This is a genomic window from Pseudomonas sp. JS425, assembly GCF_018223845.1.
In the GTDB taxonomy this organism is placed as follows: Bacteria; Pseudomonadota; Gammaproteobacteria; order Pseudomonadales; family Pseudomonadaceae; genus Aquipseudomonas; species Aquipseudomonas asiatica.
The window spans coordinates 3,956,055-3,979,059 of sequence record NZ_CP073661.1 but is presented as its reverse complement, the minus strand read 5'-3'; the positions used below and the strand labels follow the sequence as shown (position 1 = coordinate 3,979,059).

24 protein-coding genes are annotated in these 23,005 nt (G+C 63.7%); 7 read left to right on the top strand and 17 right to left on the bottom strand.

Annotated features, from left to right (window positions below):
- Positions 1–125 precede the first annotated feature (125 nt).
- Positions 126–1,340: a sugar transporter gene (locus tag KDB76_RS18470; RefSeq protein WP_024087364.1), complete on the top strand. Its 1,215-nt coding sequence runs from the start codon at positions 126–128 to the stop codon at positions 1,338–1,340.
- A 124-nt stretch (positions 1,341–1,464) separates the two neighbouring features.
- On the opposite strand, the gene KDB76_RS18465 is transcribed toward KDB76_RS18470, so the two are convergent.
- The 3 genes from KDB76_RS18465 to KDB76_RS18455 are packed head-to-tail and all read right to left on the bottom strand — an operon-like array spanning position 1,465 to position 3,901.
- Positions 1,465–2,049, bottom strand: coding sequence for a LysE family translocator (locus tag KDB76_RS18465; protein WP_013973167.1), 585 nt, complete (start codon positions 2,047–2,049; stop codon positions 1,465–1,467).
- 50 nt (positions 2,050–2,099) lie between these two features.
- On the bottom strand, positions 2,100–2,930 hold the full coding sequence (locus tag KDB76_RS18460; protein WP_013973166.1) for an AraC family transcriptional regulator: 831 nt from the start codon (positions 2,928–2,930) through the stop codon (positions 2,100–2,102).
- A gap of 47 nt (positions 2,931–2,977) precedes the next feature.
- A complete protein-coding gene (locus KDB76_RS18455) occupies positions 2,978–3,901 on the bottom strand; it encodes a LysR family transcriptional regulator (protein ID WP_038409932.1) in 924 nt (307 codons plus the stop codon).
- Positions 3,902–4,005: 104 nt separating this feature from the next.
- On the opposite strand from KDB76_RS18455, the gene KDB76_RS18450 reads away from it, so the two are divergent.
- The 3 genes from KDB76_RS18450 (at position 4,006) to KDB76_RS18440 (ending at position 5,641) form a co-directional block, all read left to right on the top strand.
- Positions 4,006–4,659: an oxygen-insensitive NAD(P)H-dependent nitroreductase NfsB gene (locus KDB76_RS18450; protein WP_013973164.1), complete on the top strand. Its 654-nt coding sequence runs from the start codon at positions 4,006–4,008 to the stop codon at positions 4,657–4,659.
- 98 nt (positions 4,660–4,757) lie between these two features.
- Positions 4,758–5,207 carry an antitoxin Xre/MbcA/ParS toxin-binding domain-containing protein gene (locus KDB76_RS18445; RefSeq protein ID WP_013973163.1) on the top strand — a complete coding sequence of 150 codons (450 nt, stop codon included), beginning with the start codon at positions 4,758–4,760 and terminating at the stop codon, positions 5,205–5,207.
- Positions 5,204–5,641, top strand: a complete 438-nt coding sequence (locus KDB76_RS18440) for an RES family NAD+ phosphorylase (protein ID WP_015270851.1) — start codon at positions 5,204–5,206, stop codon at positions 5,639–5,641. The genes KDB76_RS18445 and KDB76_RS18440 overlap by 4 nt, the downstream gene beginning before the upstream one ends.
- A 7-nt stretch (positions 5,642–5,648) precedes the next feature.
- On the opposite strand, the gene KDB76_RS18435 is transcribed toward KDB76_RS18440, so the two are convergent.
- Together KDB76_RS18435 and KDB76_RS18430 are read right to left on the bottom strand one after the other, a co-directional pair.
- The gene (locus KDB76_RS18435) at positions 5,649–6,803 is read right to left on the bottom strand and encodes an aminotransferase class V-fold PLP-dependent enzyme (protein WP_013973161.1); all 1,155 of its coding nucleotides are present in this window, start codon (positions 6,801–6,803) and stop codon (positions 5,649–5,651) included.
- A 171-nt stretch (positions 6,804–6,974) separates the two neighbouring features.
- Positions 6,975–7,901: a LysR family transcriptional regulator gene (locus KDB76_RS18430; RefSeq protein WP_013973160.1), complete on the bottom strand. Its 927-nt coding sequence runs from the start codon at positions 7,899–7,901 to the stop codon at positions 6,975–6,977.
- A 140-nt stretch (positions 7,902–8,041) separates the two neighbouring features.
- Between KDB76_RS18430 and KDB76_RS18425 the strand changes: the two genes are divergently transcribed.
- A complete protein-coding gene (locus KDB76_RS18425) occupies positions 8,042–9,271 on the top strand; it encodes an acyl-CoA dehydrogenase (protein ID WP_013973159.1) in 1,230 nt (409 codons plus the stop codon).
- 300 nt (positions 9,272–9,571) lie between these two features.
- Here KDB76_RS18425 and KDB76_RS18420 read toward each other — a convergent pair whose 3' ends face one another.
- From KDB76_RS18420 to ribBA, 9 genes are all read right to left on the bottom strand, one after another.
- On the bottom strand, positions 9,572–10,402 hold the full coding sequence (locus tag KDB76_RS18420; protein ID WP_230491506.1) for an IS3 family transposase: 831 nt from the start codon (positions 10,400–10,402) through the stop codon (positions 9,572–9,574).
- Positions 10,403–10,410: 8 nt separating this feature from the next.
- Positions 10,411–10,719 carry a transposase gene (locus KDB76_RS29900; protein WP_024086157.1) on the bottom strand — a complete coding sequence of 103 codons (309 nt, stop codon included), beginning with the start codon at positions 10,717–10,719 and terminating at the stop codon, positions 10,411–10,413.
- 112 nt (positions 10,720–10,831) lie between these two features.
- Positions 10,832–11,896, bottom strand: coding sequence for a TerC family protein (locus KDB76_RS18415; protein ID WP_038409931.1), 1,065 nt, complete (start codon positions 11,894–11,896; stop codon positions 10,832–10,834).
- A 189-nt stretch (positions 11,897–12,085) separates the two neighbouring features.
- Entirely contained in the window at positions 12,086–13,393 is a 1,308-nt protein-coding gene (locus KDB76_RS18410) for a phosphate ABC transporter substrate-binding/OmpA family protein (protein ID WP_038409930.1), read from the bottom strand.
- 143 nt (positions 13,394–13,536) lie between these two features.
- Positions 13,537–14,685: an ABC transporter ATP-binding protein gene (locus KDB76_RS18405; protein WP_013973156.1), complete on the bottom strand. Its 1,149-nt coding sequence runs from the start codon at positions 14,683–14,685 to the stop codon at positions 13,537–13,539.
- Positions 14,686–14,704: 19 nt separating this feature from the next.
- A complete protein-coding gene (locus tag KDB76_RS18400; protein WP_015270845.1) occupies positions 14,705–15,514 on the bottom strand; it encodes an ABC transporter permease in 810 nt (269 codons plus the stop codon).
- Between the two features lie 6 nt (positions 15,515–15,520).
- A complete protein-coding gene (locus KDB76_RS18395; RefSeq protein ID WP_015270844.1) occupies positions 15,521–16,438 on the bottom strand; it encodes an ABC transporter permease in 918 nt (305 codons plus the stop codon).
- A complete protein-coding gene (locus KDB76_RS18390) occupies positions 16,435–17,460 on the bottom strand; it encodes an ABC transporter substrate-binding protein (RefSeq protein WP_013973153.1) in 1,026 nt (341 codons plus the stop codon). The genes KDB76_RS18395 and KDB76_RS18390 overlap by 4 nt, the downstream gene beginning before the upstream one ends.
- Positions 17,461–17,789: 329 nt before the next feature.
- Positions 17,790–18,911 carry a bifunctional 3,4-dihydroxy-2-butanone-4-phosphate synthase/GTP cyclohydrolase II gene (ribBA, locus tag KDB76_RS18385; protein WP_013973152.1) on the bottom strand — a complete coding sequence of 374 codons (1,122 nt, stop codon included), beginning with the start codon at positions 18,909–18,911 and terminating at the stop codon, positions 17,790–17,792.
- Positions 18,912–18,989: 78 nt separating this feature from the next.
- Here ribBA and KDB76_RS18380 point away from each other — a divergent pair, with 78 nt between their 5' ends.
- Entirely contained in the window at positions 18,990–19,283 is a 294-nt protein-coding gene (locus tag KDB76_RS18380) for a DUF1330 domain-containing protein (RefSeq protein ID WP_013973151.1), read from the top strand.
- A 114-nt stretch (positions 19,284–19,397) separates the two neighbouring features.
- On the opposite strand, the gene KDB76_RS18375 is transcribed toward KDB76_RS18380, so the two are convergent.
- Both KDB76_RS18375 and KDB76_RS18370 read right to left on the bottom strand, forming a co-directional pair.
- Positions 19,398–20,120 (bottom strand): pirin family protein, encoded by a 723-nt coding sequence (locus KDB76_RS18375; protein WP_013973150.1) that lies wholly within the window; start codon positions 20,118–20,120, stop codon positions 19,398–19,400.
- 54 nt (positions 20,121–20,174) lie between these two features.
- Entirely contained in the window at positions 20,175–21,194 is a 1,020-nt protein-coding gene (locus tag KDB76_RS18370; protein ID WP_024087356.1) for an alpha/beta hydrolase, read from the bottom strand.
- A 145-nt stretch (positions 21,195–21,339) separates the two neighbouring features.
- Here KDB76_RS18370 and KDB76_RS18365 point away from each other — a divergent pair, with 145 nt between their 5' ends.
- Positions 21,340–22,224 carry a LysR family transcriptional regulator gene (locus KDB76_RS18365; RefSeq protein ID WP_023661816.1) on the top strand — a complete coding sequence of 295 codons (885 nt, stop codon included), beginning with the start codon at positions 21,340–21,342 and terminating at the stop codon, positions 22,222–22,224.
- 174 nt (positions 22,225–22,398) lie between these two features.
- Here KDB76_RS18365 and KDB76_RS18360 read toward each other — a convergent pair whose 3' ends face one another.
- The gene (locus KDB76_RS18360) at positions 22,399–23,004 is read right to left on the bottom strand and encodes a sarcosine oxidase (RefSeq protein ID WP_038409929.1); all 606 of its coding nucleotides are present in this window, start codon (positions 23,002–23,004) and stop codon (positions 22,399–22,401) included.
- Between the last annotated feature and the right edge of the window lies 1 nt (position 23,005).

Here is a 23,005-nt window from a genome sequence, read left to right as displayed (position 1 = left end):
GCCCCCGGCTTGACGCGTACCATGCCGGGCATTCCTTCCAATAACAAAGCGTGCGTCGACACCCCGGCAAGTGGGTGGCCGACGTGCGTCCTGTTGCCTTGCCTGCGGAGAAGCGGTTTGTACCCATGAATGGACCCATACCCACCAACATGCCACCCACGGCGGGTAGCGGCAGCTGGCTGAGCGTCATTGCCCTGGCCCTGGCGGCCTTCATCTTCAACACTACCGAGTTCGTCCCGGTGGCGCTTCTCAGCGACATTGGCCGCAGCTTCGACATGAGCACCGCACAAGTCGGCCTGATGCTGACCATCTACGCCTGGGTGGTGGCGCTGGCCTCGCTGCCGATGATGCTGCTGACGCGCAACATCGAGCGGCGGCGGCTGTTGCTGTTCGTGTTCCTGGTGTTCATCGTCAGCCACTTGCTGTCGTGGATGTCACAGAGCTTTGCCATGTTGCTGGTCAGCCGTATCGGTATTGCCTTGGCGCATGCGGTGTTCTGGGCCATCACGGCTTCCCTGGCGGTGCGCGTGGCGCCGCCCGGGCAGCAGGCCAAGGCGCTGGGCCTTTTGGCCACTGGCACCACCCTGGCCATGGTCCTGGGCATCCCGCTGGGCCGCGTGGTGGGCGAAGCGCTGGGCTGGCGCATCACCTTCCTGAGCATTGCCGGGGTGGCGCTGGCGACCATGCTGTGCCTGATGAAGTCGCTGCCGCTGCTGCCCAGCCAGAACTCGGGCTCGCTGCGCAGCCTGCCGATCCTGTTCAAGCGCCCTGCGCTGGTGATCACCTATGTGCTGGTGACGCTGGTGATTACCGCGCAGTTCACCGCCTACAGCTATATCGAGCCGTTCGCCCTGCACGTGGCGCAAATAGGCGGAGAGCGCACCACGTTATTGCTGCTGCTGTTCGGCGGCGCCGGGGTGTTCGGCTCGGTGCTGTTCAGCCGTTACAGCGACCGCTTCCCGCATGGCTTCCTGGTAGGTTCGATCGGCCTGCTGGCGGCGTGCCTGTTGCTGCTGTTGCCGCTGTCGGGCAACTTCTATGTTTTCGCCGCGTTGAGCATGTTCTGGGGTGTGGCGATCCTCAGCTTCAGCCTGTCGCTGCAGTCCAAGACCCTGAAACTGGCGTCCGATGCCACCGATGTGGCCATGGCGCTGTTCTCGGGTATCTACAACATCGGTATTGGCGGTGGCGCGTTGCTGGGCAGTATCGTCAGCAGCCAGCTGGATGTGGCGGATATCGGCCTGGTGGGCGGTAGCGTGGCAGTGGCCGGGTTGCTGCTGGCTGTGGCCAGCACCCGGCAATTCCGCGAGGCGCTGGGCGGGGGGGCAGGGCATTCCTGAATGACCGTGCTGTTTTTTTCGCGGGCACGCCCGCTCCCACAGGTACTGCATCAACTTCAGGCGCGATGCAGTACCTGTGGGAGCGGGCGTGCCCGCGAAGAGGCCGGTACTGGCAATAACGGGCTCAAGCCAGTACGGCAGCCCATGCAGAAATCAACAGCACCCCCGCCAATACCTGGTTGAACACCCGCAACCGCCGCGGTGCCTGCAACCATCGCGCGCTGCCCACCCCCAGCAGCGCCCACGCCGCCATGCATGGCAGGGCAATCAGCCAGAACACCAGCGCCAGCTGCCATACCGGCAACGACGGCGAGGCAAACACCCCGACCACCGCCACGGCCATCAACCACACCTTGGGGTTCACCACCTGCAACGAGGCTGCGCTGAGTGCGCTGAAGCCTTGCGCCGTGGCCGCCTGCAGCGGGGCGGCGGCACTGCGCAGCATCTGCCACGCCAGCCAGCTCAACCACAAAACCCCGGCCCAGCTCATCAACTGCTGGGCCAGCGGGTGGCGCAGCAGCAGTTCACCCAGCCCCAGGCCCACCATCAGCACGATCGCCGCTGCGGCACCGCAGGCCGCAACGACCGGCGCCAGGCTCGCGCACAGGCCAAAGCGGGCCCCATGGGCAAGAATCAACAGGTTGGTCGGCCCGGGGCTGATGCTGGATACCAACGCAAACAGGATGAAGGGCAACAACGACTGCGACATGATCAAGGGCTCCGGATAAACGAAGCACCATGCTCGCTGCCCGCTGCCTTTCAGTCTGGAAGGTTTGAGCAGCGCCTGCGGTAGTCGGCCGGGGTCAGCTGGTAGGCACGGCGGAACCAGCGCCCTAGGTGGCTCTGGTCGGCAAAGCCCAGGGCCATGGCCACTTCGGTGGGAGTCTGGCCCTGGGCGAGCAGGCGCCGCGCCCGGGCCAGGCGCAGCTGGATCAGATAGGCATGCGGCGCCAGGCCGAATGCGGCCTTGAATGCGCGGGTGAGGCGGAAGCGGTCGATGCCACAGGCCTGGGCCAGGTCTTCCAGGCCGATGTCGCGCTCCAGGTTGGCGTGCAGGTAATCCCGCGCGCGCTGCGCGGTCAGCGGCAGGCGCGGGTCCGGGTTCAGGCGCCGGCGCCAGTGCAGGTGGCGGGTCAGGCAGGCCAGCAGGTCGTCCATGGCCGTCTGCCGGACAATGCGCAAGTCCTGGGTATGCACGGCCTGGAAGGCGAGGGCAGTGGCACGCGCCAGGCGCTCATCGTGGCACAAGGTATCGGCGAAGCTGGGCAGGCTGTCGCCCGGCGCGTGTTCGAAAAGTGCCCGCAGTTGGCTGTCCACCCAGGTGGGTTCCAGGTACAGGGTCGAATAGGTGAAGCCGTCCTCGGTGGGCGCATGGCCGTTATGGATTTCACTGGGCTCCAGCAGGAATACGTTCCCCGGCGTGCTGCGATGGCGCACTCGCCGGCAATCGAATTGCTGCACGCCCTGCTCGGTAACGCCAACCAGGAAGCTGTCGTGCCAGTGCGGGTCGTAGGCATGCCCGACGAAATGCGCGCGGACCGACTCGATGCCGGTGTCGGCGTCCTGCTTGAGGTCGATCCAGTTGCTCATGGGGGCGTGTCGTGGCAGAAATCGCTACCTTAGCGCAACGGCCAGGCTCAGTCTGGAACGATTGTGCAGCCGTTGGCCAGCGCCCGGTTACGCAAGGCCTCGAAGCGTTCGCGCAGCCACAGATGCAGTTGTGCCACTGCGGGCGTGAGCTGCTTGCGGTGCGGGCACACCAGGGTGACCGGGGCGGGTTCACCAACGTGCTCGGGCAGGATGATTTCCAGTTCGCCGGCCGCGATGTTGGCGCTTACATCCAGCCACGACTTGTAGACGATGCCTTCGCCCTGCAAGGCCAGGCGGCGGATCACGTCGGCATCGTCGCTGACCAGCGGCCCACTCACCTGCACGGTGCGGTTGCCCACCCGCCACTTGTCGTAGACCCGGTTGTGCTGCATGTACAGCAGGCAGGCATGCTGCTGCAGGGCGTCGGGCGTGAGGGGGCGGCCGTGACGGGCCAGGTAGTCGGGCGCCGCCACCAGCACCCGGCGGTTCCAGTCTGCCAGCGGCAGGGCAATGTAGTTGGCGTCCTGGTTGAGGCCGTAGCGGATCGCCACATCTACCGGGTCGCGGTTGAGGTCGGCAATCTGGTCAGACAGGAAGAAGCGAAGGTGCAGGGCCGGGTGCTCGCGGCGGAAGGCGCTCAGCCACGGCAGCAACATGTTGCGGCCCAGGTCTGACGGTGCCGAAACCTGCAGGGTACCGCGCAGGGTGTTGGCGTTGCCATGCAGGTCTTCACGCCCCTGGCGCAGGCTCTCCAGCACATTCAGGGCAGTCGGCAGGTACAACTCGCCTTCGGCGGTCAGGCGGAGGCTGCGGGTAGTGCGGGCGAACAGGCGCACATCCAGGTCGCGCTCCAGGCGCTTGATCGCGGCGGCCACCTGCCCCGGCAGCAGTTCGGCCTCATGGGCGGCGGCGGTGAAGCTGCCCAGCACGCTGCTGCGGACGAACAGTTCGAGGTCGGCGATGCGCAGCATTTTCACTCCAGAGATGAAAGTGTTGCTGCATTGTGCCGGTTTTTCTTTTCTGCAGGAAAGATAAGATGCCCGGCAAATCCTCTGTTCATTCCCGGAGTTGTTGCATGGATACCGTCTCTCTGGCCAAGCGCCGCTACACCACCAAAGCCTACGATGCCTCGCGCCGCATTCCCCAGGCGACTGTCGATGCCCTGCTCGAGCAACTGCGCCATAGCCCTTCCTCGGTCAACTCGCAGCCGTGGCATTTCATCGTTGCCGACAGCGCCGAAGGCAAGGCTCGCCTGGCCAAAAGCACCGCAGAGCGCTATGCCTACAATTCGCCGAAGATCCTCGATGCCTCGCATGTGATCGTGTTCTGCACCCGAACCGAGATGACCGAAGCGCACCTGGATGCCGTGCTCCATCAGGAAGCCGCCGATGGCCGCTTCCGCGATGAGCAGGCGCGTGCCGGGCAGAACCAGAGCCGTCGGCATTACGTCGACCTGCACCGTTTCGACCAGAAAGACCTGCAGCACTGGATGGAAAAGCAGACCTACCTGGCGTTGGGTACTGCCTTGCTGGGGGCTGCGGCACATGGGCTGGATGCCACCCCGATCGAAGGCTTCGACAGCAAGATTCTCGATGCCGAGCTGGGCTTGCGTGAGCGTGGATACAGCAGTGTGGTCATTCTCAGCTTGGGCTATCGCAGCGAGGCGGATTTCAATGCCGGGCTGAACAAGTCGCGGTTGCCGGCTTCGCAGGTGTTCACCTTCCTGTGAGGTTGCCGGGGCCGCTCTGCGGCCCCGTCTTTCCGGTCGGCTTGCAAAATCCGGCATATGCCGCATACTTGTCGGCAAACGCCGGAAAGGAGAGAGCCATGCTTGCCGAAGTGCTTCGCGACAACGGTTACCACGAGTACCGGGCGCGCCTGCATGCACTGCTGGAAATCCCCGAACTCGCCAGTGACTTCGAAATCCACACCCGCATCACCCATGGCTTCGCTGCCACCTGGCTGGTGAAACTGACCGAACTCGGCGTGTTCACCCCTGTGGAGCGTGACCAGATCATTCCCCTGCGCACGCTGAAAACCCGCATCGAACGTGACCAGCCGCTGACCGTGGAAGAAAGCGACCGGCTGTTCCGTTCGGCCCATATCACCGCCATGGCCGAAGCCGTGTTCGGCGAGGCAGGCAAGGCAAAACGCTGGCTGTCCAAGCCCAAGGAGCGCTTCTCGGGGCTGACGCCGATGCAGATGCTAACCACCCAGCAGGGCACCACCCAGGTCGAAGAGATGTTGCTGCAGATCGCCGAGGGCTTCGGCCTGTGATTCTGTGGCGTATCAGCGCCTATGCAGACTTGAGCGGAACGGGCGGCTTGCGTGTCAGCGGCCGCTGGCACCAGGCGGGCCGGCCAGTGGTGTATGCCGCCACCAGCCCGGCCGGGGCGATGCTGGAGGTGCTGGTGCACCTGGAGATCGACCCTGAGGATTTCCCCACCACCATGCGGCTGCTGCGTATCGAGTTGCCTGACACCGTTTCGCAAGCGCAGTTGCCCGCCTTGCAGCCTGGCTGGTCGAGCCAGACCGAACTGACCCGGGGCCTGGGCAACCGCTTTCTGGATGAGTGTTCGGCGTTGCTGCTGCCGGTGCCGAGCGCGATCATGCCCAGCACCACCAATTACCTTTTCAACCCGCGCCATCCGCAGGCAAACAGTGCCAGGCTCGAGGTCGAGGACTTCACCCCGGACAGCCGGCTGTTTTAGGGAAGTTTCACCAAAGTGCCGCTGACGCCGCTGTCAGCACCCGGCCAAACACTTCGAGGGCCTTGTCCACTTCGGCCTCGTTGCTGAAACGCCCGATGCTCAGGCGCACGCTGTTACGTGCCTGGCGTTCATCCAGCCCCAACGCGAGCAGCACATGCGAGGCTGCATCGCTCGCCGAATTGCAGGCCGAGGTGGTCGACAACGCCAGCTCGCTGGCCAGCGCCGCGCTGTTGAAGCCCTTGCTGTCGATACACAGGTTCAGCGTATGGGGAATGCGTTGTTTGGCGCAGCCGTTGAGGGTGACGCCGGGCAGGGCCAGCAGGCCTTCACGCAGGCGCCTGGCCAGTTGTCCGAGGCGCAGGTGTTCGCTGTCGCCGGGCTGGCCGGCCAGGGCAAAGGCACTGCCCATGCCGGCAATCTGGTGGGTCGCCAGGGTGCCGGAGCGCAGGCCTTGCTCATGGCCGCCCCCGTGCATCTGCGCACGCATCAGCGTGCGGGCGCGTGGCCCCACGTAGAGCGCACCGATGCCCTTGGGCCCATACACCTTGTGCGCCGAGAACGACATCAGGTCCACGGCCATGGCGTTCAGGTCGATGGCCAGTTTGCCCACCGCCTGCGCCGCATCCACGTGCAGCAGGGCACCGTGGGCACGTACCTGTTCGCCAATCGCGGCAAAGTCTGTGATCGTGCCCAGTTCATTGTTCACCGCCATCAGCGATACCAGGCGGGTGTCGGCGCGCAACGCTGCCTGCACCGCCGCAGGCTGAATCAGGCCGGCGGCATCCGGTGCCAGGCGGGTAACGGCCCAACCCTGGCGCTCCAGTTCGGCCACCGTGTCGAGCACGGCCTTGTGTTCCAGTTGGCTGGTGATCAGGTGCCCGGGCTGGCCGAGGCCCTGGGCAATGCCCTTGAGCGCCAGGTTGTTGGACTCGGTCGCACCTGAGGTCCAGACCAGTGCATCGGCCTGCGCGCCGACGCGTTCGGCCACTTGCAGACGGGCCTGCTCCACGGCGTGGCGGGCTGCCTGGCCGAAGGCATGGCCACTGGACGCCGGGTTGCCGAAGTTGCCCTGGCTGCCAAGGCAGGCGAGCATGGTTTCGATGACCCGGTCGTCGACCGGAGTGGTGGCGGCGTAATCGAAATAGAGCGGGGCGCTGGGCATGAGGGCGGGTCCGTGTCTGTCGCCGTGAAATCGGCAATCGTTGGAGCAAGCGTACCCGCTACTTCGGAGATATTTTTCACTTCCAGCGGCTCTATTCTGGAAATGATCAAGAAAAATTTCTCTCTATCGAGTTTTTCTTGGGATTTTTTTCTCCGCATCCCGCCATTCTGTTCAGGCTGGTTCCAAGGCCCTTTCTTCCTCGGCCACCACACGTTCGCACAACTCGGTGATCTGCTCGCGCATCCAGCGGTTGGCCGGGTCCTGATCGGTGCTTTCATGCCAGTACAGGTGCGTTTCCAGCGCAGGCACCTCCACCGGCAGTGGCTGGTAACGCAACTGATGGCGGCGGGCGAAGCGCTCGGGGACGGTCATCGCCATGTCGGTCTGCTGCAACACCTGCGAGGCCATCAGGTAATGCTGCGAGCGCAAGGCAACCTTGCGCTGCACGCCCATCTTGCCCAGGGCCAGGTCGACATAGCCCAGGCCGTTGCGGCGGCTGGAAATATGGATGTGGGTCATGCCGAGGTAGTTGTCGAGGGTCAGCTTGCTGTCGGCCAGCGGGTGGCCCTGGCGCAGGGCGCAGACATAGCGGTCTTGCATCAGTTTTACGTGGCGTACTTGCGGGTCGGTGTTCAACGGTGCGTCGATGGCGAAGTCCAGGCGGCCGGCGGCAAGTTCCTTGGTGGTCTCGCGGCGCTTGCACAAAAAGCTTTCGATCAGCACCGCCGGCGCCAGGCGGCGCAAGCGCTGGAACAGCGGCGGCAGGATGACCGCTTCGGTCAGGTCGGTCATGCTGATGCGGAAAGTCTTGTTGGCCTGTTGCGGGTTGAAAATGCGGCTTTCCTGCACCGAGGTGCGCAACAGTGCCAAGGCATTGCGCACCGGGCCGATGATGTTCTGCGCCATGGGCGTTGGCACCATGCCTTGCGCGGTGCGCACGAACAGCGGGTCATTGAAGGTTTCGCGCAGCCGTGAAAGGGCGTTGGACACTGCCGGCTGGGTGATGCCCACGATCTGCCCGGCGCGGGTCAGGTTGGCTTCGGTGTAGATCGCATCGAACACGATGAACAGGTTGAGGTCGACCTTGCTGAGGTTCATGGGCGCCGCTCTTTGTTGGAATTATTGGCCGATCATATATCGGTTATGAATGTTTATACACGCGGAAAATAGGCTAGGTGGATGAGGCCATGCTGCTCTAGGCTCTGGCCCATGTACTCCGAACCGTGAAGGTAGCCCCGATGGATTTCGCCTATTCGCCCAAGGTCCAGGCACTGCGTGAGCGCGTCAGCGCGTTCATGGACGCCTATGTCTACCCCGCCGAGGCGGTGTTCGAGCGCCAGGTCGCCGAGGGTGACCGCTGGCAGCCCACCGCGATCATGGAAGAACTCAAGGCCAAGGCCCGCGCTGAAGGGCTGTGGAACCTGTTCCTGCCCGAATCGGAATACGGTGCCGGCCTGAGCAACCTGGAATACGCCCCGCTGGCTGAAATCATGGGCCGTTCGTTGCTCGGCCCGGAGCCGTTCAACTGCTCGGCGCCGGACACCGGCAACATGGAAGTGCTGGTGCGCTATGGCAGTGAAGCGCAGAAGCGCCAGTGGCTGGAGCCGCTGCTGCGTGGCGAGATCCGTTCGGCGTTCGCCATGACCGAACCGGACGTGGCCTCCTCGGATGCCACCAACATGGCCGCCACCGCCGTGCGTGACGGTGACCAATGGGTAATCAACGGCCGCAAGTGGTGGACCTCTGGCGCTTGCGACCCGCGCTGCAAGGTAATGATCTTCATGGGCCTGTCCGACCCTGAAGGGCCACGCCACCAGCAGCACTCGATGGTGCTGGTGCCCACCGATGCGCCTGGGGTCAAGATCGTCCGCCCTCTGCCGGTGTTCGGTTATGACGATGCTCCCCATGGCCACGCCGAGGTGCTCTTCGAGAACGTGCGGGTACCGTATGAGAACGTGATCCTGGGTGAAGGCCGTGGCTTCGAAATTGCCCAGGGGCGCCTTGGCCCTGGCCGTATCCACCACTGCATGCGCTCGATCGGCATGGCCGAGCGAGCGCTGGAACTGATGTGCAAGCGCTCGGTGGAGCGTACCGCCTTCGGCCGGCCACTGGCGCGTCTGGGCGGCAACGTCGACAAGATTGCCGACTCGCGCATGGAGATCGACATGGCCAGGCTGCTGACGTTGAAAGCGGCCTACATGATGGACACGGTCGGCAACAAGGTGGCCCGCAGCGAGATTGCGCAAATCAAGGTAGTGGCGCCGAACGTGGCACTGAAGGTGATCGACCGGGCGATCCAGATTCATGGCGGGGCAGGGGTGAGTGGCGATTTCCCGCTGGCTTACATGTACGCCATGCAACGCACCTTGCGCCTGGCCGACGGGCCAGATGAAGTGCACCGGGCGGCGATCGGCAAGTATGAGATCGGCAAGTACGTGCCGGCGGAGATGATGCGTAGCGGACGATGATTTACCGGCTTGTTCCGGCCTCTTCGCGGGCTTGCCCGCTCTCATAGAACTGCACATAACTCATTGAATTAGCAGGGACCCTGTGGGAGCGGCTTTAGCCGCGAACACCGGCGCAGCCGGTGCCATGCACCGCGTTGGATTCTTCGCGGCTAAAGCCGCTCCCACAGGGTACGAGGATCGCTTGCGAGTTCAGTTCTCTGTGCGACAGCGCACAGGTACTGTGCTGCCTCCAAGCTGTGCACAATATCTGTAGGAGCGGGCTTGTTCTGGTCAAGTATTTCCGGACACCGGTTACGGTGATCAAGCCGCCTGCTGCTCCATAGCTATTGGTGACAGGTAGTCGTTGTAGCTGTGGAGCCTGATTCGGTTGTATCGCATGAAGAAGCTGGTCATGTCCTGCTTGGCTTCTTCAATTTCCTTGTAGCCCTTGGGCGGCACCCATTCTGACTTGAGCGTTCCAAAGAAACGCTCTGTTGGTGCGTTGTCCCAGCATTGTCCCCTGCGACTCATGCTCTGCGTTATGCCATGCTCAAGCAGCTCGGACTGGAAGCGCTGGCTGGTGTATTGGCAGCCTTGATCCGAGTGAAACATCAAGCCTGTATGCTTGCCCCTAACCCCTACTGCCATCCTCAGTGCCTTGCTAACCAAGTTGGCGTCGTTGATCAGGGAAAACGCCCAGCCAACGATCCGACGCGCAAACAAGTCAATCACTACTGCCAGGTGATACCAGCGCTTCCCGACCATCAAACTGGTCACGTCACCGCACCAGACCTGGTTAATTGCTGTTGGCTCAAAGTTGCGTTCGAGCAGGTTCTTGGCCACAAACGCTTCAACACCTTTGGAGCGATTCCGATGAGGACGACGCTGCTTGCTTTCCAGATTTGCCTCCTCCATGAGTTTTCCGGCCAGATACCGTCCCACCTTGAGCTGCTGGGCCTTCAGGTACTCAGAGATCATTCTCGCGCCCGCGCTTCCCCTGCTTTCGACGTGCAGCTGAACTACTTTCTCTCTGAGTTCGTCACGCTTGGTATTCGGTGTTGAACGACGGCGAAGCCAGTCATAAAACGCGCTACGGGATACGCTCAGCGCACTGCAAAGAAGGCTGGTCGGATACGAGCCTGACTCTCTCAGTTCCTCAATCAGGAAAAACGATCGGGATCCGACATCAAGAGAGCCGTAGCCTTTTTTAAGATTTCAGCCTCGGTCTCCAGGCGCTTGATCTTGGCTCGCAGCTGCTGGAGCTCGCGCTGTTCGTCGCTGATCGCTTTGGTACCGGCTACTGGCTGGCCCTTGTGTCGCTCTTTACGCACCTGATCAACCCAGCGGCGCAGGGCTGTAGGGCCGACGTCCATTGAGGCGCAGACGTCGGGAATCGAGCAGTGGTCATCAAGGACCATGCTGGCAGCACGTTGCTTGAACTCGCGGGTGTAGGTCTTTCGTTCTTGCATGGAACCTCCTGATTGGGCGAATCATATCGCCCTTAAGAGGTGTCCGGGATCATTAGGCCAGTTCAGCTTGCCCGCGAAGAGGCCCTTGAAGGCTCACTGGTTCTCTGGATGGTCAGACCCGCATCTGCGGGTCTTCCTCCTTCTCGCTGAGTGTGCGATCGGCATTTGAAGGCTGTCTGGATTGAGCACCCTTGATTTCCGGCTTTTCCCCCCGCGTCTTGACCAACGAAACCACCACCCCACCCAGCAACAACCCGAACGTCACCCCCAGCGACAGCAATGCCGGCACCTTGCCCACCATGCCGTGGTAGAAGATCTTGCAGCCAATGAAGATCAGCACCAGCGCGAGCGCGTACCTGAGGTAAACGAACCGGTGCATCAGCGCCGCCAGCGCAAAATACAACGAGCGCAAGCCGAGGATGGCGAAGATGTTCGAGGTGTAGACGATGAACGGGTCCTGGGTGATGGCGAAGATTGCCGGGACACTGTCGACGGCGAACACCAGGTCGGCCAGTTCGATCAGCACCAGCGCCATGAACAGCGGGGTGGCATGGCGTAGCGCCTTGTGCTGCCCGGGCGGGGTCTGCTGCACGAAGAAGTGCGAGCCGTGGATCTGCTCGGTGACCCGCATGTGCCGGCGCACGAACTTGAGGATTGGGTTGTTGGCCAGGTCGGGGCGGCTATCTTCCTTAGACAGCGCCATCTTCACCCCGGTAAACAGCAGGAAGGCACCGAAGATATACAGTACCCAGGCGAAGTTCTGCACCAGCGCCGCGCCCACGCCGATCATGATCGCCCGCAGGAACACCACCCCGAGGATGCCCCAGAACAGCACGCGGTGCTGGTAGCGGCGGGGGATGGCGAAATAGCTGAAGATCATCGCCATGACGAACACGTTGTCCATCGACAGCGACTGTTCGACCAGGAACCCGGTGTAGAACTCCAGCGCCGACTGCGCGCCCAACTGGTACCAGACACCGACGCCGAACAGCACGCCGACGCTGAAATAGCCCGAATACAGCAGCAGGCTCTCGCGCATTTCGATTTCCCGGTCGTGGCGGTGCAGCACGCCCAGGTCGAGTACCAGCAAACCGATGACGATGGCCATGAACACCAGCCACAACCAGGTGCTGGTACCGAGGAACGGGGTGGTGAGGAATGTGTGTAGAGCTGTCATGAGCCCCTCCTTGAATGTCGACGTTGCATGGCAACAGTGATCCGACATGGCGGCCTGGCAGCCGTCAGAGGGGCCCGGTATCACATGGGCTTGAGCCTAGACCCGTTTGCCGGTGATGCCGAATGGGGAGCTGTTACATTTCTTTGCCAGGCCGCTCCTACACCAGTCAGGCCAGAGCAGGCCAATCGTTCAATAAACCCACACTTCCACCCGGCGATTACGCAGTCGCCCTTGCTCCAGTTCGTTCCCTGCCACTGGCAGTTCATCCCCCATCCCCGTCACCTCCAGCACCTCCACGCCATCGCGCGCCAGCTCGCGGCGCACCGCCTGGGCCCTTAGGCGGGACAGCAGGGCGGCGCGACCGGGTGTCTCCTTGGGGTCGCCAAAGCCCACCAGCACCGCCTTGCGCTGCAATTTGCCCGCTTGGCGCAGGTAGTCGGCAACGCGCTGGACATCGCGCAGGGCCTTGTTGTCGAGGCTGGCGCTGCCTTCCTGGAAGCGGAAATTCACGCTCAACCGTTGCGCCTGTAGGGCGAGGGTGCGATAGCGCGGCGGCATGTCCGCCTGAAGGGGCACAGGTTGGGCCTTGATCTGCTGCGAAACGAAACCCTGCTGGGCGACGATCGCCTGGCCCGCGGGACTCTGAGTGAAATCGGCCAGCGCCTTGGCCTGGGGCTTGGGGTTGGCCGGCAGGTAGAAGTACAGGCGCCGCGATAGCGGGTAGTCCTCGCTGGCCACCAGTGCACGCTCCGGCAGCATGGCCGGCGCGTCACCCTCGGCAACCGCCAGCACCTTGGCCCCATGCACCGCCGCCAGGCTGCTGAAGCCGATGGCCTGGCGGTCGGCGCCCACTCGCGCGGCCAGCTCCTCGCTGGACTCGAAGCGTTGGGCCTTGGGCGAAAGCTCGCTTTGCTGGGGTTCCAGCACCAGGGCCTTGAAGGTCTCGAAGGTACCGGAGCGGTCGTCACGGGCGTACAGGTGGATGGCCCCGCCGGCAACACCCAATTGCTCCCAGCGCTGGATCTGCCCGGCAAAGATCTGTGCCAGTTGCCCCGTGGTGAGCTGTGGCAGCGGGTTGTCGGGGTGAACGATGACCGCGACGCCATCCAGGCCGATGACTTGTTCGGCGGCAGCGGCGCGCAGGTCGCCCAAAGCCTGCAGTTGGCTTGCTTCGTTGTCGTTGATAGGCCGCGACGCGGCGGCCAGGTCGGCCTCGCCATGGCCCAGGGCGACGAAGCCGGTGCTGGAACCGTGTGCGGCGATGTCGATGCGCAAAGGCTGGCCATGCTTATCGCGAGCGGTGATGACAGTCTCGTTGGCCAGCTTGCCTGGGTATTGTTCGATGGCGGTAGCTTGCTGTGCGCGCAATTGCCCTTGCACCAGCGCTGGCAGCAAGGCCGCGCCGATGGTGTTGGAGCCTTGCACGCGCAGGTGAGCGGGCTCGGCCAGGGTCGCCAGCGGCAGCAGGGTGAGCAGCAAGACAAGCAGGCGGGGCATGCCGGAAGGCCTATGGCATAGAGATGGCCGGCAGATTACGACAGTGGCGTGATGATAATGTGACAGTCCATGGGGCAGTGAAAGGCCGCCCCTGTAGGAGCGGCCTTGTGTCGCGAAAGGGCCGCAAAGCGGCCCCAGCGGTTTCAATGCGCCCCGGCAGACTTGCTCAGGTCACTTTCCGCCCACTCGGTATAGATGCACGCATCCGCCACCGCCCAGCGCACCTTCACGGTATCCCCTGGCTGCATCGGCATGCCCGCCGCCGACAAAGCCTTGACCGTCAGCTCGGTTCCGCCCGCGGTCACTACGTGGCAGGTCTGGCTCTCGCCCAGGAACAGCACTTCACCAACCTTGGCACTGACCTCGTTCCACCCCGCCGGCAGCGGCTCGCGTGCGGCCTGTTCGGCGGTCAGGGCCAGGGCCTTTTCCGGGCGTACCATGATCAGTGCATCCTGCGAGGCGGCCAGGCCCGGGGTCAGGCGGATGGCTACCGGCTGGCCCTCGAAGCTGCCCGCGCCATTGCTGCTGGCCTTGATCCGCAGGAAGTTGGAGTTGCCCAGGAACGAGGCGACGAAGGCATTCGGCGGGTTTTGGTACAGGTCGTAACCGGTGCCCAGGCCGACGATCTTGCCATGGCTGAAGATGGCGATGCGCTGGGACAGGCGCATGGCTTCTTCCTGGTCGTGGGTGACGTAGACGATGGTGATGCCCAGGCGCCGGTGCAACTGGCGCAGTTCATCCTGCAGGTCTTCGCGCAGCTTCTTGTCCAGCGCGCCGAGCGGTTCGTCCATCAGCAGGATGCGCGGTTCGTACACCAGCGCCCGGGCGATAGCCACGCGCTGCTGCTGGCCACCGGACATCTGCGACGGCTTGCGGTGGGCGAACTTTTCCAGCTGCACCAGCTTGAGCATGGCATCGACGCGCTTGCTGGTTTCGCTGGCACTGAGCTTGCGAATGGCCAGCGGAAAGCCGATGTTGTCGCGCACGTTCAGGTGCGGGAACAGCGAATAGCGCTGGAACACCATGCCGATGTCACGCTTGTGCGGCGGCACGTTGACCAGTGACTGGCCATCGACCAGGATCTCGCCGCTGCTCGGCGTTTCGAAACCGGCCAGCATCGACAGGGTGGTGGACTTGCCCGAGCCGCTGGAGCCGAGGAAGGTCAGGAACTCGCCGTCCTGGATTTCCAGGTCGAGGTTGTCCACGGCGGTGAAGTCGCCGTAGTGCTTGTTCAGGCCGCGCAGGCTGACCAGGGTCTTGCCGTGCGCGTTGTCTTTGATCACTGCACTCATTGTTGTTTTCTCCGCGCGCTCAGGCGTTGGCTTCGGTGCGCCGGCGCAAGGCGGCGGCAATGAACATGACAAGCAGCGACAGGCCGATCAGCAGGGTCGAGGCCACGGCGATGACCGGGCTGAGGTCCTGACGCAGGGTGGTCCACATCTTCACCGGCAGGGTCTGCAGGTCGGGGCTGGCCATCATCACGCTCAGCACCACTTCATCCCACGACACCAGGAAGGCGAACAGGCCGCCGGCGATCATCCCCGGGCGAATCGCCGGGAAGGTTACCTTGAAGATCGCCTGCAGGCGCGAGGCGCCGCAGATCACCGCGGCATCCTCGATGGATTGGTCGAACAGCTTCAGCGAATTGATGATCGAGATGATGGTGAAGGGCAGGGCGACGATCACGTGGCTGACCACGAAGGCGAACAGCGTGCCGGTGTAGCCGAGCTTGAGGAACAGCGCGTACACCGCCACGGCAATGATCACCAGCGGCACGATCATCGGCATGGTGAACAGCCCGTACAGCAGCTCGCGGCCCGGGAAGCGGCCACGCACCAGGGCAAACGCGGTGGGCAGGCCGAGCAGCACGGCGGCGATGGTGGTCAGCACGGCCACCTTCAGGCTGGCCAGCGCGGCGTCCATCCACTCCGGGTTGGAGAAGAACTGGCCGTACCACTTGAAGGTCCAGCCCGGCGGCGGGAACACCAGCCACTGCGACGAGCCGAACGACAGCAACACGATGAACACCACCGGCAACAGCAGGAAGGCCGCGATGACCCCGGTGGTCAGGTACAGGCCCGTACGCAGCGGGCGGCCCATGGCATTGGGAGACAGGAGCATGGCGGTTTACCTCGCGTTGCCAACCGGGGATTCCGGCTGCAGCTTCAGGTACAGGTAGAAGAGCACCAGGGTGATCACCACCAGCAGTGCGGCGGCGGCGCTGGCCAGGCCCCAGTTGAGGAACGACTGCACCTGCTGGATGATGAATTCGGGCAGCATCATGTTCTGCGCACCGCCCAGCAGGGCCGGGGTGACGTAGTAACCGAGCGACATCACGAACACCATCAGTGCCCCGGAGAACAGCCCCGAGCGGCACAGCGGCAGGAACACTTTCCAGAAATTGGTCCACGGGCTGGCGCCACAGATCGAGCCGGCCTGCAGCACCATCGGGTCGATGGCGTGCATGGTCGCCTGCAGCGGCAGCACGATGAACGGGATCATGATGTAGCTCATGCCGATCACCACGCCGGTCAGGTTGTGCACCATTTCCAGCGGGGCATCGATGATACCCATGGCCATCAACGCCTTGTTGATCACCCCCGAGCTCTGCAGCAGCACCAGCCACGAGTAGGTGCGCGCCAGCAGGCTGGTCCACATCGACAGCAGCACGATGTTCAGCAACCAGCGGCCCCAGCCCTTGGGCACCAGGGTAATTGCCCAGGCCAGCGGGAAGCCCAGCAGCACGCTGATCAGGGTGACCACGCCGGCCACCGAGAAGGTGTTGAACAGCACCCGCGCATAGGCCGAGTTGGCGAACAGCTGCTCGTAGTTGCCCAGGCCCGGCGTTGGCTCCAGCACCCCGCGCAGCAACAGGCCGGCCAGCGGAGCGAAGAAGAACAGGCCAAGGAACAGCAGGGCCGGCAGCAGATTGCGGCTGCCTTTCCAGCGCTGGCTCAGGCTGACGCGGCGGGGGGCCGTTCCCGGGGCGCCGGTGCCCGTGGGGGCACCTTGCGCGTTATGCAGGGCGTTGATGGCGACTTTCATTTGACCAACCACTCATTCCAGCGGGCTGCGATGGCCTGGCCGTTCTTGGCCCAGTAGGCGAAGTCGAGGGTGACCTGGTCCTGGGCGTAGGCGGTCGGCAGGTTCTGCGCGAGGTCTTTGTCCAGCTTGGCCACGCTGTCGACGTTCACCGGCGCGTAGGCGGTCTTGTTGGCGAACTCGGCCTGGCCTTCGGCGCTGCTGGCGTTGGCCAGGAACTTCATGGCCGCGTCCTTGTTCTTGGCACCTTTGGGGATGACCAGGAAGTCGGCCATGACCAGGTTCTGCTTCCAGCTCACGCCCACCGGTGCACCGTCTTGCTGCAGGGCATAGACGCGCCCGTTCCAGAACTGGCCGAGCGAGGCTTCACCGGAGGCCAGCAGTTGCTGCGACTGGGCGCCGCCGCCCCACCAGACGATGTCTTTCTTGATGGTGTCGAGCTTCTTGAAGGCGCGGTCCAGGTCCAGCGGGTACAGCTTGTCGGGGGCTACGCCGTCGGCCAGCAGGGCCAGTTCCAGTACGCCTGGGCTGGGCCATTTGTACAGGGCGCGCTTGCCGGGGTAGGTCTTGGTATCGAACAGTGCGGTCCAGTCCACCGGTTTGTTGGCACCGAGCTTGCCTTCGTTGTAGCCGAGCACGAAGGAGAAGAAGAACGAGCCGACGCCATGGTCGGAGACGAAGCGCGGGTCGATCTTGTCGCGCTTGATCTGGGTGAAATCGAGGGGTTCGAGCAGGCCTTCGCTGGCGGCACGCAGGGCGAAGTCGGCTTCGACGTCGACCACGTCCCACTGCACGTTGCCGCTCTCGACCATGGCCTTGAGCTTGCCATAGTCGGTGGGGCCGTCCTGGACGACTTTGATGTCGGTGGCTTTGGTGAAAGGTACGGCCCATGCTTCTTTCTGGGCGTCCTGGGTGGTACCGCCCCAGCTGACGAAGTTCAGGCTGTCGGCGGCCTGGGCGGCCTGACATGCCAGGGTCAGCAGGCTGGCGGACAGCACTGCGGTTACACGTTTGCTCAACAGCATGGTTACGCCCTCGTTGCTTTTGTTATTCGAGGCGGGGCTTGTGGTGCGCCCGCCAACAGTGTTCGGGGAGCAGCTAAAACAAAGTGTTTTTTGGCCGTTTTTGATTGTAGGTGCCGGCCTGCAGATTCAAGGTCTACGGGATATCATATTATGGTATTCCAAACTTTTGGCAAGAGGTATGAGGCTACCGGCCATCACTCCGTCCCTTTCAGAAACAGCGCGGGCCCTGTAGGAGCGGGTTCACCCGCGAATGCGTTGGTGGCTTCACCATCGCATTCGCGGGTGAATCCGCTCCTACAGGGCCCTGCCAAGTCAGTTGCTTCGGTGTTTTAGCCGACCATGTCCGGCTCGAAGGGGATGCTCTGCACCACCTCCAGCTCATACCCCGCCAGCCCCGCGTATTTCAGCGGCGGGCCCAGGTGGCGCAGCTTGCCCACGCCCAGGTCCTGCAGAATCTGCGCGCCTGTACCCACCTCCGAGTACACCTTCGATTGCCCACGCTGGTAAGGCCGCACCGGCTGGGTCAGCTGCGGCACGCGCTCCAGCAGCGCCTGTGAGGACTCATGGTTGGCCAGGATCACCACCACGCCGGCGCCTTCCTCGGCCACCTTCTGCAGCGCCGCCCAAAGCGTCCAGTTGGCGGGGCCGGCGTATTCGGCGCCGACCAGGTCGCGCAGCGGGTCGATCACGTGCACTCGCACCAGGGTCGGCTGCTCGCGGCGGATATCGCCCATGACCATGGCCATGTGTACGCCACCTTCGATGCGGTCTTCGTAGGTGACCAAGCGGAAGGTGCCATGCACGGTCGGCAGTTCGCGTTCGCCGATGCGCTTGATGGTCTGCTCGGTGCTCAGGCGGTAGTGGATGAGGTCGGCGATGGTGCCTATCTTGATGCCGTGCCGGGCAGCGAACACCTCCAGGTCCGGGCGGCGGGCCATGGTGCCGTCATCGTTGAGTACTTCGACGATAACCGACGCCGGGGTGAACCCGGCCAGGCGCGCCAGGTCGCAGCCGGCTTCGGTGTGGCCGGCGCGCGTCAGTACACCGCCTTCGCGGGCGCGCAGGGGGAAGATGTGACCGGGTTGCACCAGGTCTTCCGGGCGGGCGTTGGGGGCCATCGCCGCTGCCACCGTACGTGCCCGATCAGCAGCGGAAATACCGGTGGTAACGCCCGTGGCAGCCTCGATCGACACGGTGAAGGCGGTGCTGAAAACGCTGCCGTTGGCCGGCACCATCTGCTCCAGGCCCAGACGTTGGCAGTGATCGTCGGTCAGCGTCAGGCAGATCAGCCCGCGCGCTTCACGGGCCATGAAGTTGACGGCCTGGGCGTCGCATCGCTCGGCGGCGATCAGCAGATCGCCTTCGTTTTCCCGGTCCTCGTCATCCACCAGCAGGACCATCTTGCCTTGCCGGTAGTCCTCGAGAAGTTCTTCGATGGTGTTGAAAGCCATGTTGCACGCTCACTGTGGTGGGATGATTATTATGGTATACCATCATACACAAATATCGCCGTAACAGGAGAGCAGCGCATGAAGGCCTATTGGATCGCCCATGTGGACGTGACCGACCCCGAGCAATACCAGCAGTACACCCAGCGCGCCCCGGCTGCCTTCAAGGCATTCGGCGGCCGTTTCCTGGCCCGTGGCGGGCGTAGTGAGGCGATGGAAGGGCGGCCTACCCCTCAGCGTAGCGTGGTGATCGAGTTCGATTCGTACGAGCAGGCGCTGGCGTGTTACCGGTCCGAGCTGTACCAGGAGGCTTGCAGCCATCGTCAGGGGGTGGCGAAGGCTGAGGTGATCATCGTCGAAGGGGTCGAGCCCTGAGTTGGATTTGCGGCCTCTTCGCGGGTAAACCCGCTCCCACAGGTACGCCACAGATTTCGAAGTCTGTGGCGTACCTGTGGGAGCGGGTTTACCCGCGAAAGGGCCGGACCTGCCTCAAGGCATACCAGGCAACTCATGCGGCCGCAGGTCGAATACCAGCACCTCGGCATCCACCCCATTGCCCAGTTCCAGCACCTGTTCCTGCCTCACTCGCACCCCATCCCCTTCATTCAGCACTTGCCCATTGAGCTCGATGCTGCCCCGGGCCACATGCACATAGGCATGGCGGTTTTCCGGCAAGGTCAGGATGGCACGCTCGTCACCGTCGAACAGGCCGGCATACACCCGCGCATTCTGCCGTACCTGCAATGACCCCTCGGCGCCATCCGGCGAGATGATCAGGCGCAGCTTGCCGCGCTTTTCCTCGGCACTGAAATGCTGTTGCTGGTAACGCGGCGTTGCCCCCTGCACGTTCGGTACGATCCAGATCTGCAGGAAGTGCACCGGCTGCACCTGGCTGTGGTTGAACTCGCTGTGGGCCACGCCGTGGCCAGCGCTCATCAGCTGCACATCGCCCGGGCGGATCACCGAGCCGGTGCCCAGCGTGTCCTTGTGCTCCAGCGCGCCTTCCAGCACGTAGGAGAAAATCTCCATGTCGCGGTGCGGGTGCTGGCCAAAGCCCTTGCCGGGGATGACGCGGTCGTCGTTGATCACCAGCAGGTCCGAGAACCCTTGCTCGTCCGGGTTGCGGTAGTGGCCGAAGGAGAAGGTGTGGAACGATTTCAGCCAGCCATGAAAGGCCAGGCCGCGGTCTTTGGCGTTGCGTACGGTGAGCATGACGGGTCTCCTGAACCGGCAGGGCACCAGGCCCTGCCGCATGCATGGATGAGGTTACTGCAGGTGCACTTTCAGCTCGCCGGCGGCCTGGCGCATGGCCGCTTGCACGGCCGGCACCTGATGCAGCGGGTTGAGCAGCCCGTAGTCATGGATCATGCCGTTGTAGCGCACCGAGGTAACGGTCACCCCGGCAGCATTCAGCTTACGAGCATAAGCCTCACCTTCATCGCGCAGCACGTCGAACTCGGCCGTTTGCACCAGGGCCGGCGGCAGGCCCTTGAGCTGTTCACTGCTGGCCCGCAGCGGCGAGGCGTAGATCTGTTCCCGTGCCTTGGCATCGGTGGTGTAGTTGTCCCAGAACCACTTCATCATCCCGGTGGTCAGGAAGTGCCCCTCGGCAAACTGCTTGTACGACGCAGTTTCGAAGCTGGCATCGGTCACCGGCCACAGCAGCAGCTGGAAACGCAGGGCCGGGGTGCCGGCCTCTTTGGCTTTCAAGGCCACTACTGCCGCCATGTTGCCGCCGACGCTGTTGCCGGCCACGGCCAGGCGCTTGCCGTCCACGCCAATTTCCTTGCCATGCTCGGCCACCCAGCGGGTGGCGGCGTAGGCCTGGTTGATCGCGGTCGGGTAGTGCGCTTCCGGCGATGGGGTGTAGTCGACGTAGACCGCCACTGCGCCAGAGCCAACCACCAGGTCGCGGATCAGCCGCTGGTGGGTCGGGAAATCGCCGAGCACCCAGCCGCCACCGTGGAAGAACATGAACACCGGCAGGTCACCCTTCACGTTGGCCGGGCGCACCACTTGCAGTTTGATCGACTCGCCGTTGGCCTGGATGGTGCGTTCCTTCACCTCGATACCCGAGAGATCGACCTTTACCGAGGCCTGGGCACCGGTCAGCACCGCGCGGGCGTCTTTCGGGCTGAGCTGCTCCAGTGGCTTGCCGCCGCCTTGTTCCAGGGCTTCGAGGAAGGCCTGGGTGTGCTGTTCGATACCCGGGCTGCCAGCGGCGAAGGCGCTGGAAACGGACAGGGCCAGAAGGGAAGCGGTAAGGGTTTTGTGGACAATGTTCATGAGCGAATCCTTTTCTGTTGAATGTTGGTAGTGGGCGTCTTGCCTGGCCTTCAGGGCCATCGCTGCGACTTGTGCGTAGATTAGGGAGATGCGTTGATGGGAAAAAGCCGCTATAAAGCGTTTGACTGTCACCAAGAGCGAGACAATGAACCCTTACGAAGACATGCGGATCTTTGCCCAGGTCATGGAAGCTGGCAGTTTCACTGCGGCTGCCGACCGCCTGGGGATGTCCAAGCAATCGGTCAGCCGGCGCCTGATGCAGCTTGAGGAGCGCCTGGGCGTGCGCCTGCTCAACCGCTCCACCCGGCGCCTGGATGCCACGCCGCTGGGCCAGCACTACTACCAGTCGGCGTTGCGCCTGCTCGGCGAAGTGCAGCAGGTGGAGCACGACATCAGCGGCCAGGCCCAGGCCTTGCGTGGCACCTTGCGTCTGAGTGCGCCGCTGTCGTTCGCCATGGCGCACCTGGGGTGCCTGCTGACCGAGTTCCTGCAGTTGCACCCGCAGGTGGATGTGGAGGTGGATTTGAGCGACCGCGCAGTGGACCTGATCGGCGAGGGCTATGACCTGGCGCTACGGATTGGTGCGCTGGAGGATTCCAGCCTGATTGCGCGGCGTATTGCCAGTGTCGAGCGGGTGTATTGTGCGAGCCCGGCGTACCTGAAGGCTCGGGGCGTGCCGGCCAGGCCGGAGCAACTGGCTGGGCATGATTGCCTGCCGTATGGTCATTCGCGGCAGGTGCAGTGGCAGTTCCGCCAGGGCGGCAAGGTACAGGCGATCCAGGTAGTCGGGCGGATGCGGGCTAACAATGGCGAGCTGCTCAGGGATGCGGCGATTGCCGGGATGGGGGTGACCTATCTGCCAACCTTCATCGTGGGACAGGCGCTGGCGGATGGGCGACTGGTGACAGTGCTGGATGAGTGGCGGCCGCCAGCACTGCAGTTGTCGGCGGTGTACCCCCAGCACCGGCAGGTGGCGCGGCCGGTTCAGGGGTTTGTGAACTTCCTGCGTGAGCGCTTGGTGCACCTCTGACCTTCGGTACCGAGTGAGCTTCTTCGCGGGCGTGCCCGCGAACACCGGCGCAGCCGGTGCCAGCCACCGCGTTGGCTTCTTCGCGGGCCTGCCCGCTCCCACAGGTACTCCACAGCCCCAAGCCCAGTGATTACCCTGTGGGAGCGGGTTTACCCGCGAAGAGGCCGGTGCAGGTCAACGCATCAATTCATCTACCCCGACCCACCCACCATCGAACTCATCCATGGCATCCAGCACCGCTTCACGGAAATACGCCAGCGACGCCCGATCAAACAGCAACTGCAAGGCCGGCCTCTCATCGCTCCCCACATTCAGCACGATCACGTTGATCCGCGCCGCCGAGGTCTGCGCCACCGCCCCAACGGTAAACGCCCGGGCGCGCAAGTCCACCCCGCACAACTTGGCCATCACCGCGCTGCAATGCACCCCCGAGAGCTGCAGCCAGGCATGGCTATCCTGGCGCGGCAGCAGGTAGTTGCGCCGGGTATCCTGCACCCACCCGGCCTCTTCGGCAGCCACCCGTGCACCGCCGTCGGCCAGGCTGCCCAGCAACAGGTACTCGGTCTGTGACAAGCGCGCTATCCAGCCACCGTCTTCCTGGCGCACGGCCTGGTTGGGTAGCGACGGCAAGCGGTAGCCACGCGCCTGCAGGCAAGCGGCACTGTCGCCCCCGCGAAACCCGACCCGTGCCAGATCGGTCAGGTCAGTCAACGCGCAGGTATGCAGCAGTTCGGCCCGCGGGCCGAGTGAAATAAAAGCTTTGGCTTGCAAACTGGTCATG

What these genes read in the sequence shown, in the direction of transcription:
- KDB76_RS18470 (WP_024087364.1), top strand. Translation starts at nt 126, where the DNA reads ATGAATGGACCCATACCCACCAACATGCCACCCACGGCGGGTAGCGGC.
- KDB76_RS18465 (WP_013973167.1), bottom strand. Translation starts at nt 2,049, where the DNA reads ATGTCGCAGTCGTTGTTGCCCTTCATCCTGTTTGCGTTGGTATCCAGC.
- KDB76_RS18460 (WP_013973166.1), bottom strand. Translation starts at nt 2,930, where the DNA reads ATGAGCAACTGGATCGACCTCAAGCAGGACGCCGACACCGGCATCGAG.
- KDB76_RS18455 (WP_038409932.1), bottom strand. Translation starts at nt 3,901, where the DNA reads ATGCTGCGCATCGCCGACCTCGAACTGTTCGTCCGCAGCAGCGTGCTG.
- KDB76_RS18450 (WP_013973164.1), top strand. Translation starts at nt 4,006, where the DNA reads ATGGATACCGTCTCTCTGGCCAAGCGCCGCTACACCACCAAAGCCTAC.
- KDB76_RS18445 (WP_013973163.1), top strand. Translation starts at nt 4,758, where the DNA reads ATGCTTGCCGAAGTGCTTCGCGACAACGGTTACCACGAGTACCGGGCG.
- KDB76_RS18435 (WP_013973161.1), bottom strand. Translation starts at nt 6,803, where the DNA reads ATGCCCAGCGCCCCGCTCTATTTCGATTACGCCGCCACCACTCCGGTC.
- KDB76_RS18430 (WP_013973160.1), bottom strand. Translation starts at nt 7,901, where the DNA reads ATGAACCTCAGCAAGGTCGACCTCAACCTGTTCATCGTGTTCGATGCG.
- KDB76_RS18425 (WP_013973159.1), top strand. Translation starts at nt 8,042, where the DNA reads ATGGATTTCGCCTATTCGCCCAAGGTCCAGGCACTGCGTGAGCGCGTC.
- KDB76_RS29900 (WP_024086157.1), bottom strand. Translation starts at nt 10,719, where the DNA reads ATGCAAGAACGAAAGACCTACACCCGCGAGTTCAAGCAACGTGCTGCC.
- KDB76_RS18415 (WP_038409931.1), bottom strand. Translation starts at nt 11,896, where the DNA reads ATGACAGCTCTACACACATTCCTCACCACCCCGTTCCTCGGTACCAGC.
- KDB76_RS18410 (WP_038409930.1), bottom strand. Translation starts at nt 13,393, where the DNA reads ATGCCCCGCCTGCTTGTCTTGCTGCTCACCCTGCTGCCGCTGGCGACC.
- KDB76_RS18405 (WP_013973156.1), bottom strand. Translation starts at nt 14,685, where the DNA reads ATGAGTGCAGTGATCAAAGACAACGCGCACGGCAAGACCCTGGTCAGC.
- KDB76_RS18400 (WP_015270845.1), bottom strand. Translation starts at nt 15,514, where the DNA reads ATGCTCCTGTCTCCCAATGCCATGGGCCGCCCGCTGCGTACGGGCCTG.
- KDB76_RS18395 (WP_015270844.1), bottom strand. Translation starts at nt 16,438, where the DNA reads ATGAAAGTCGCCATCAACGCCCTGCATAACGCGCAAGGTGCCCCCACG.
- KDB76_RS18390 (WP_013973153.1), bottom strand. Translation starts at nt 17,460, where the DNA reads ATGCTGTTGAGCAAACGTGTAACCGCAGTGCTGTCCGCCAGCCTGCTG.
- ribBA (WP_013973152.1), bottom strand. Translation starts at nt 18,911, where the DNA reads ATGGCTTTCAACACCATCGAAGAACTTCTCGAGGACTACCGGCAAGGC.
- KDB76_RS18380 (WP_013973151.1), top strand. Translation starts at nt 18,990, where the DNA reads ATGAAGGCCTATTGGATCGCCCATGTGGACGTGACCGACCCCGAGCAA.
- KDB76_RS18375 (WP_013973150.1), bottom strand. Translation starts at nt 20,120, where the DNA reads ATGCTCACCGTACGCAACGCCAAAGACCGCGGCCTGGCCTTTCATGGC.
- KDB76_RS18370 (WP_024087356.1), bottom strand. Translation starts at nt 21,194, where the DNA reads ATGAACATTGTCCACAAAACCCTTACCGCTTCCCTTCTGGCCCTGTCC.
- KDB76_RS18365 (WP_023661816.1), top strand. Translation starts at nt 21,340, where the DNA reads ATGAACCCTTACGAAGACATGCGGATCTTTGCCCAGGTCATGGAAGCT.
- KDB76_RS18360 (WP_038409929.1), bottom strand. Translation starts at nt 23,004, where the DNA reads ATGACCAGTTTGCAAGCCAAAGCTTTTATTTCACTCGGCCCGCGGGCC.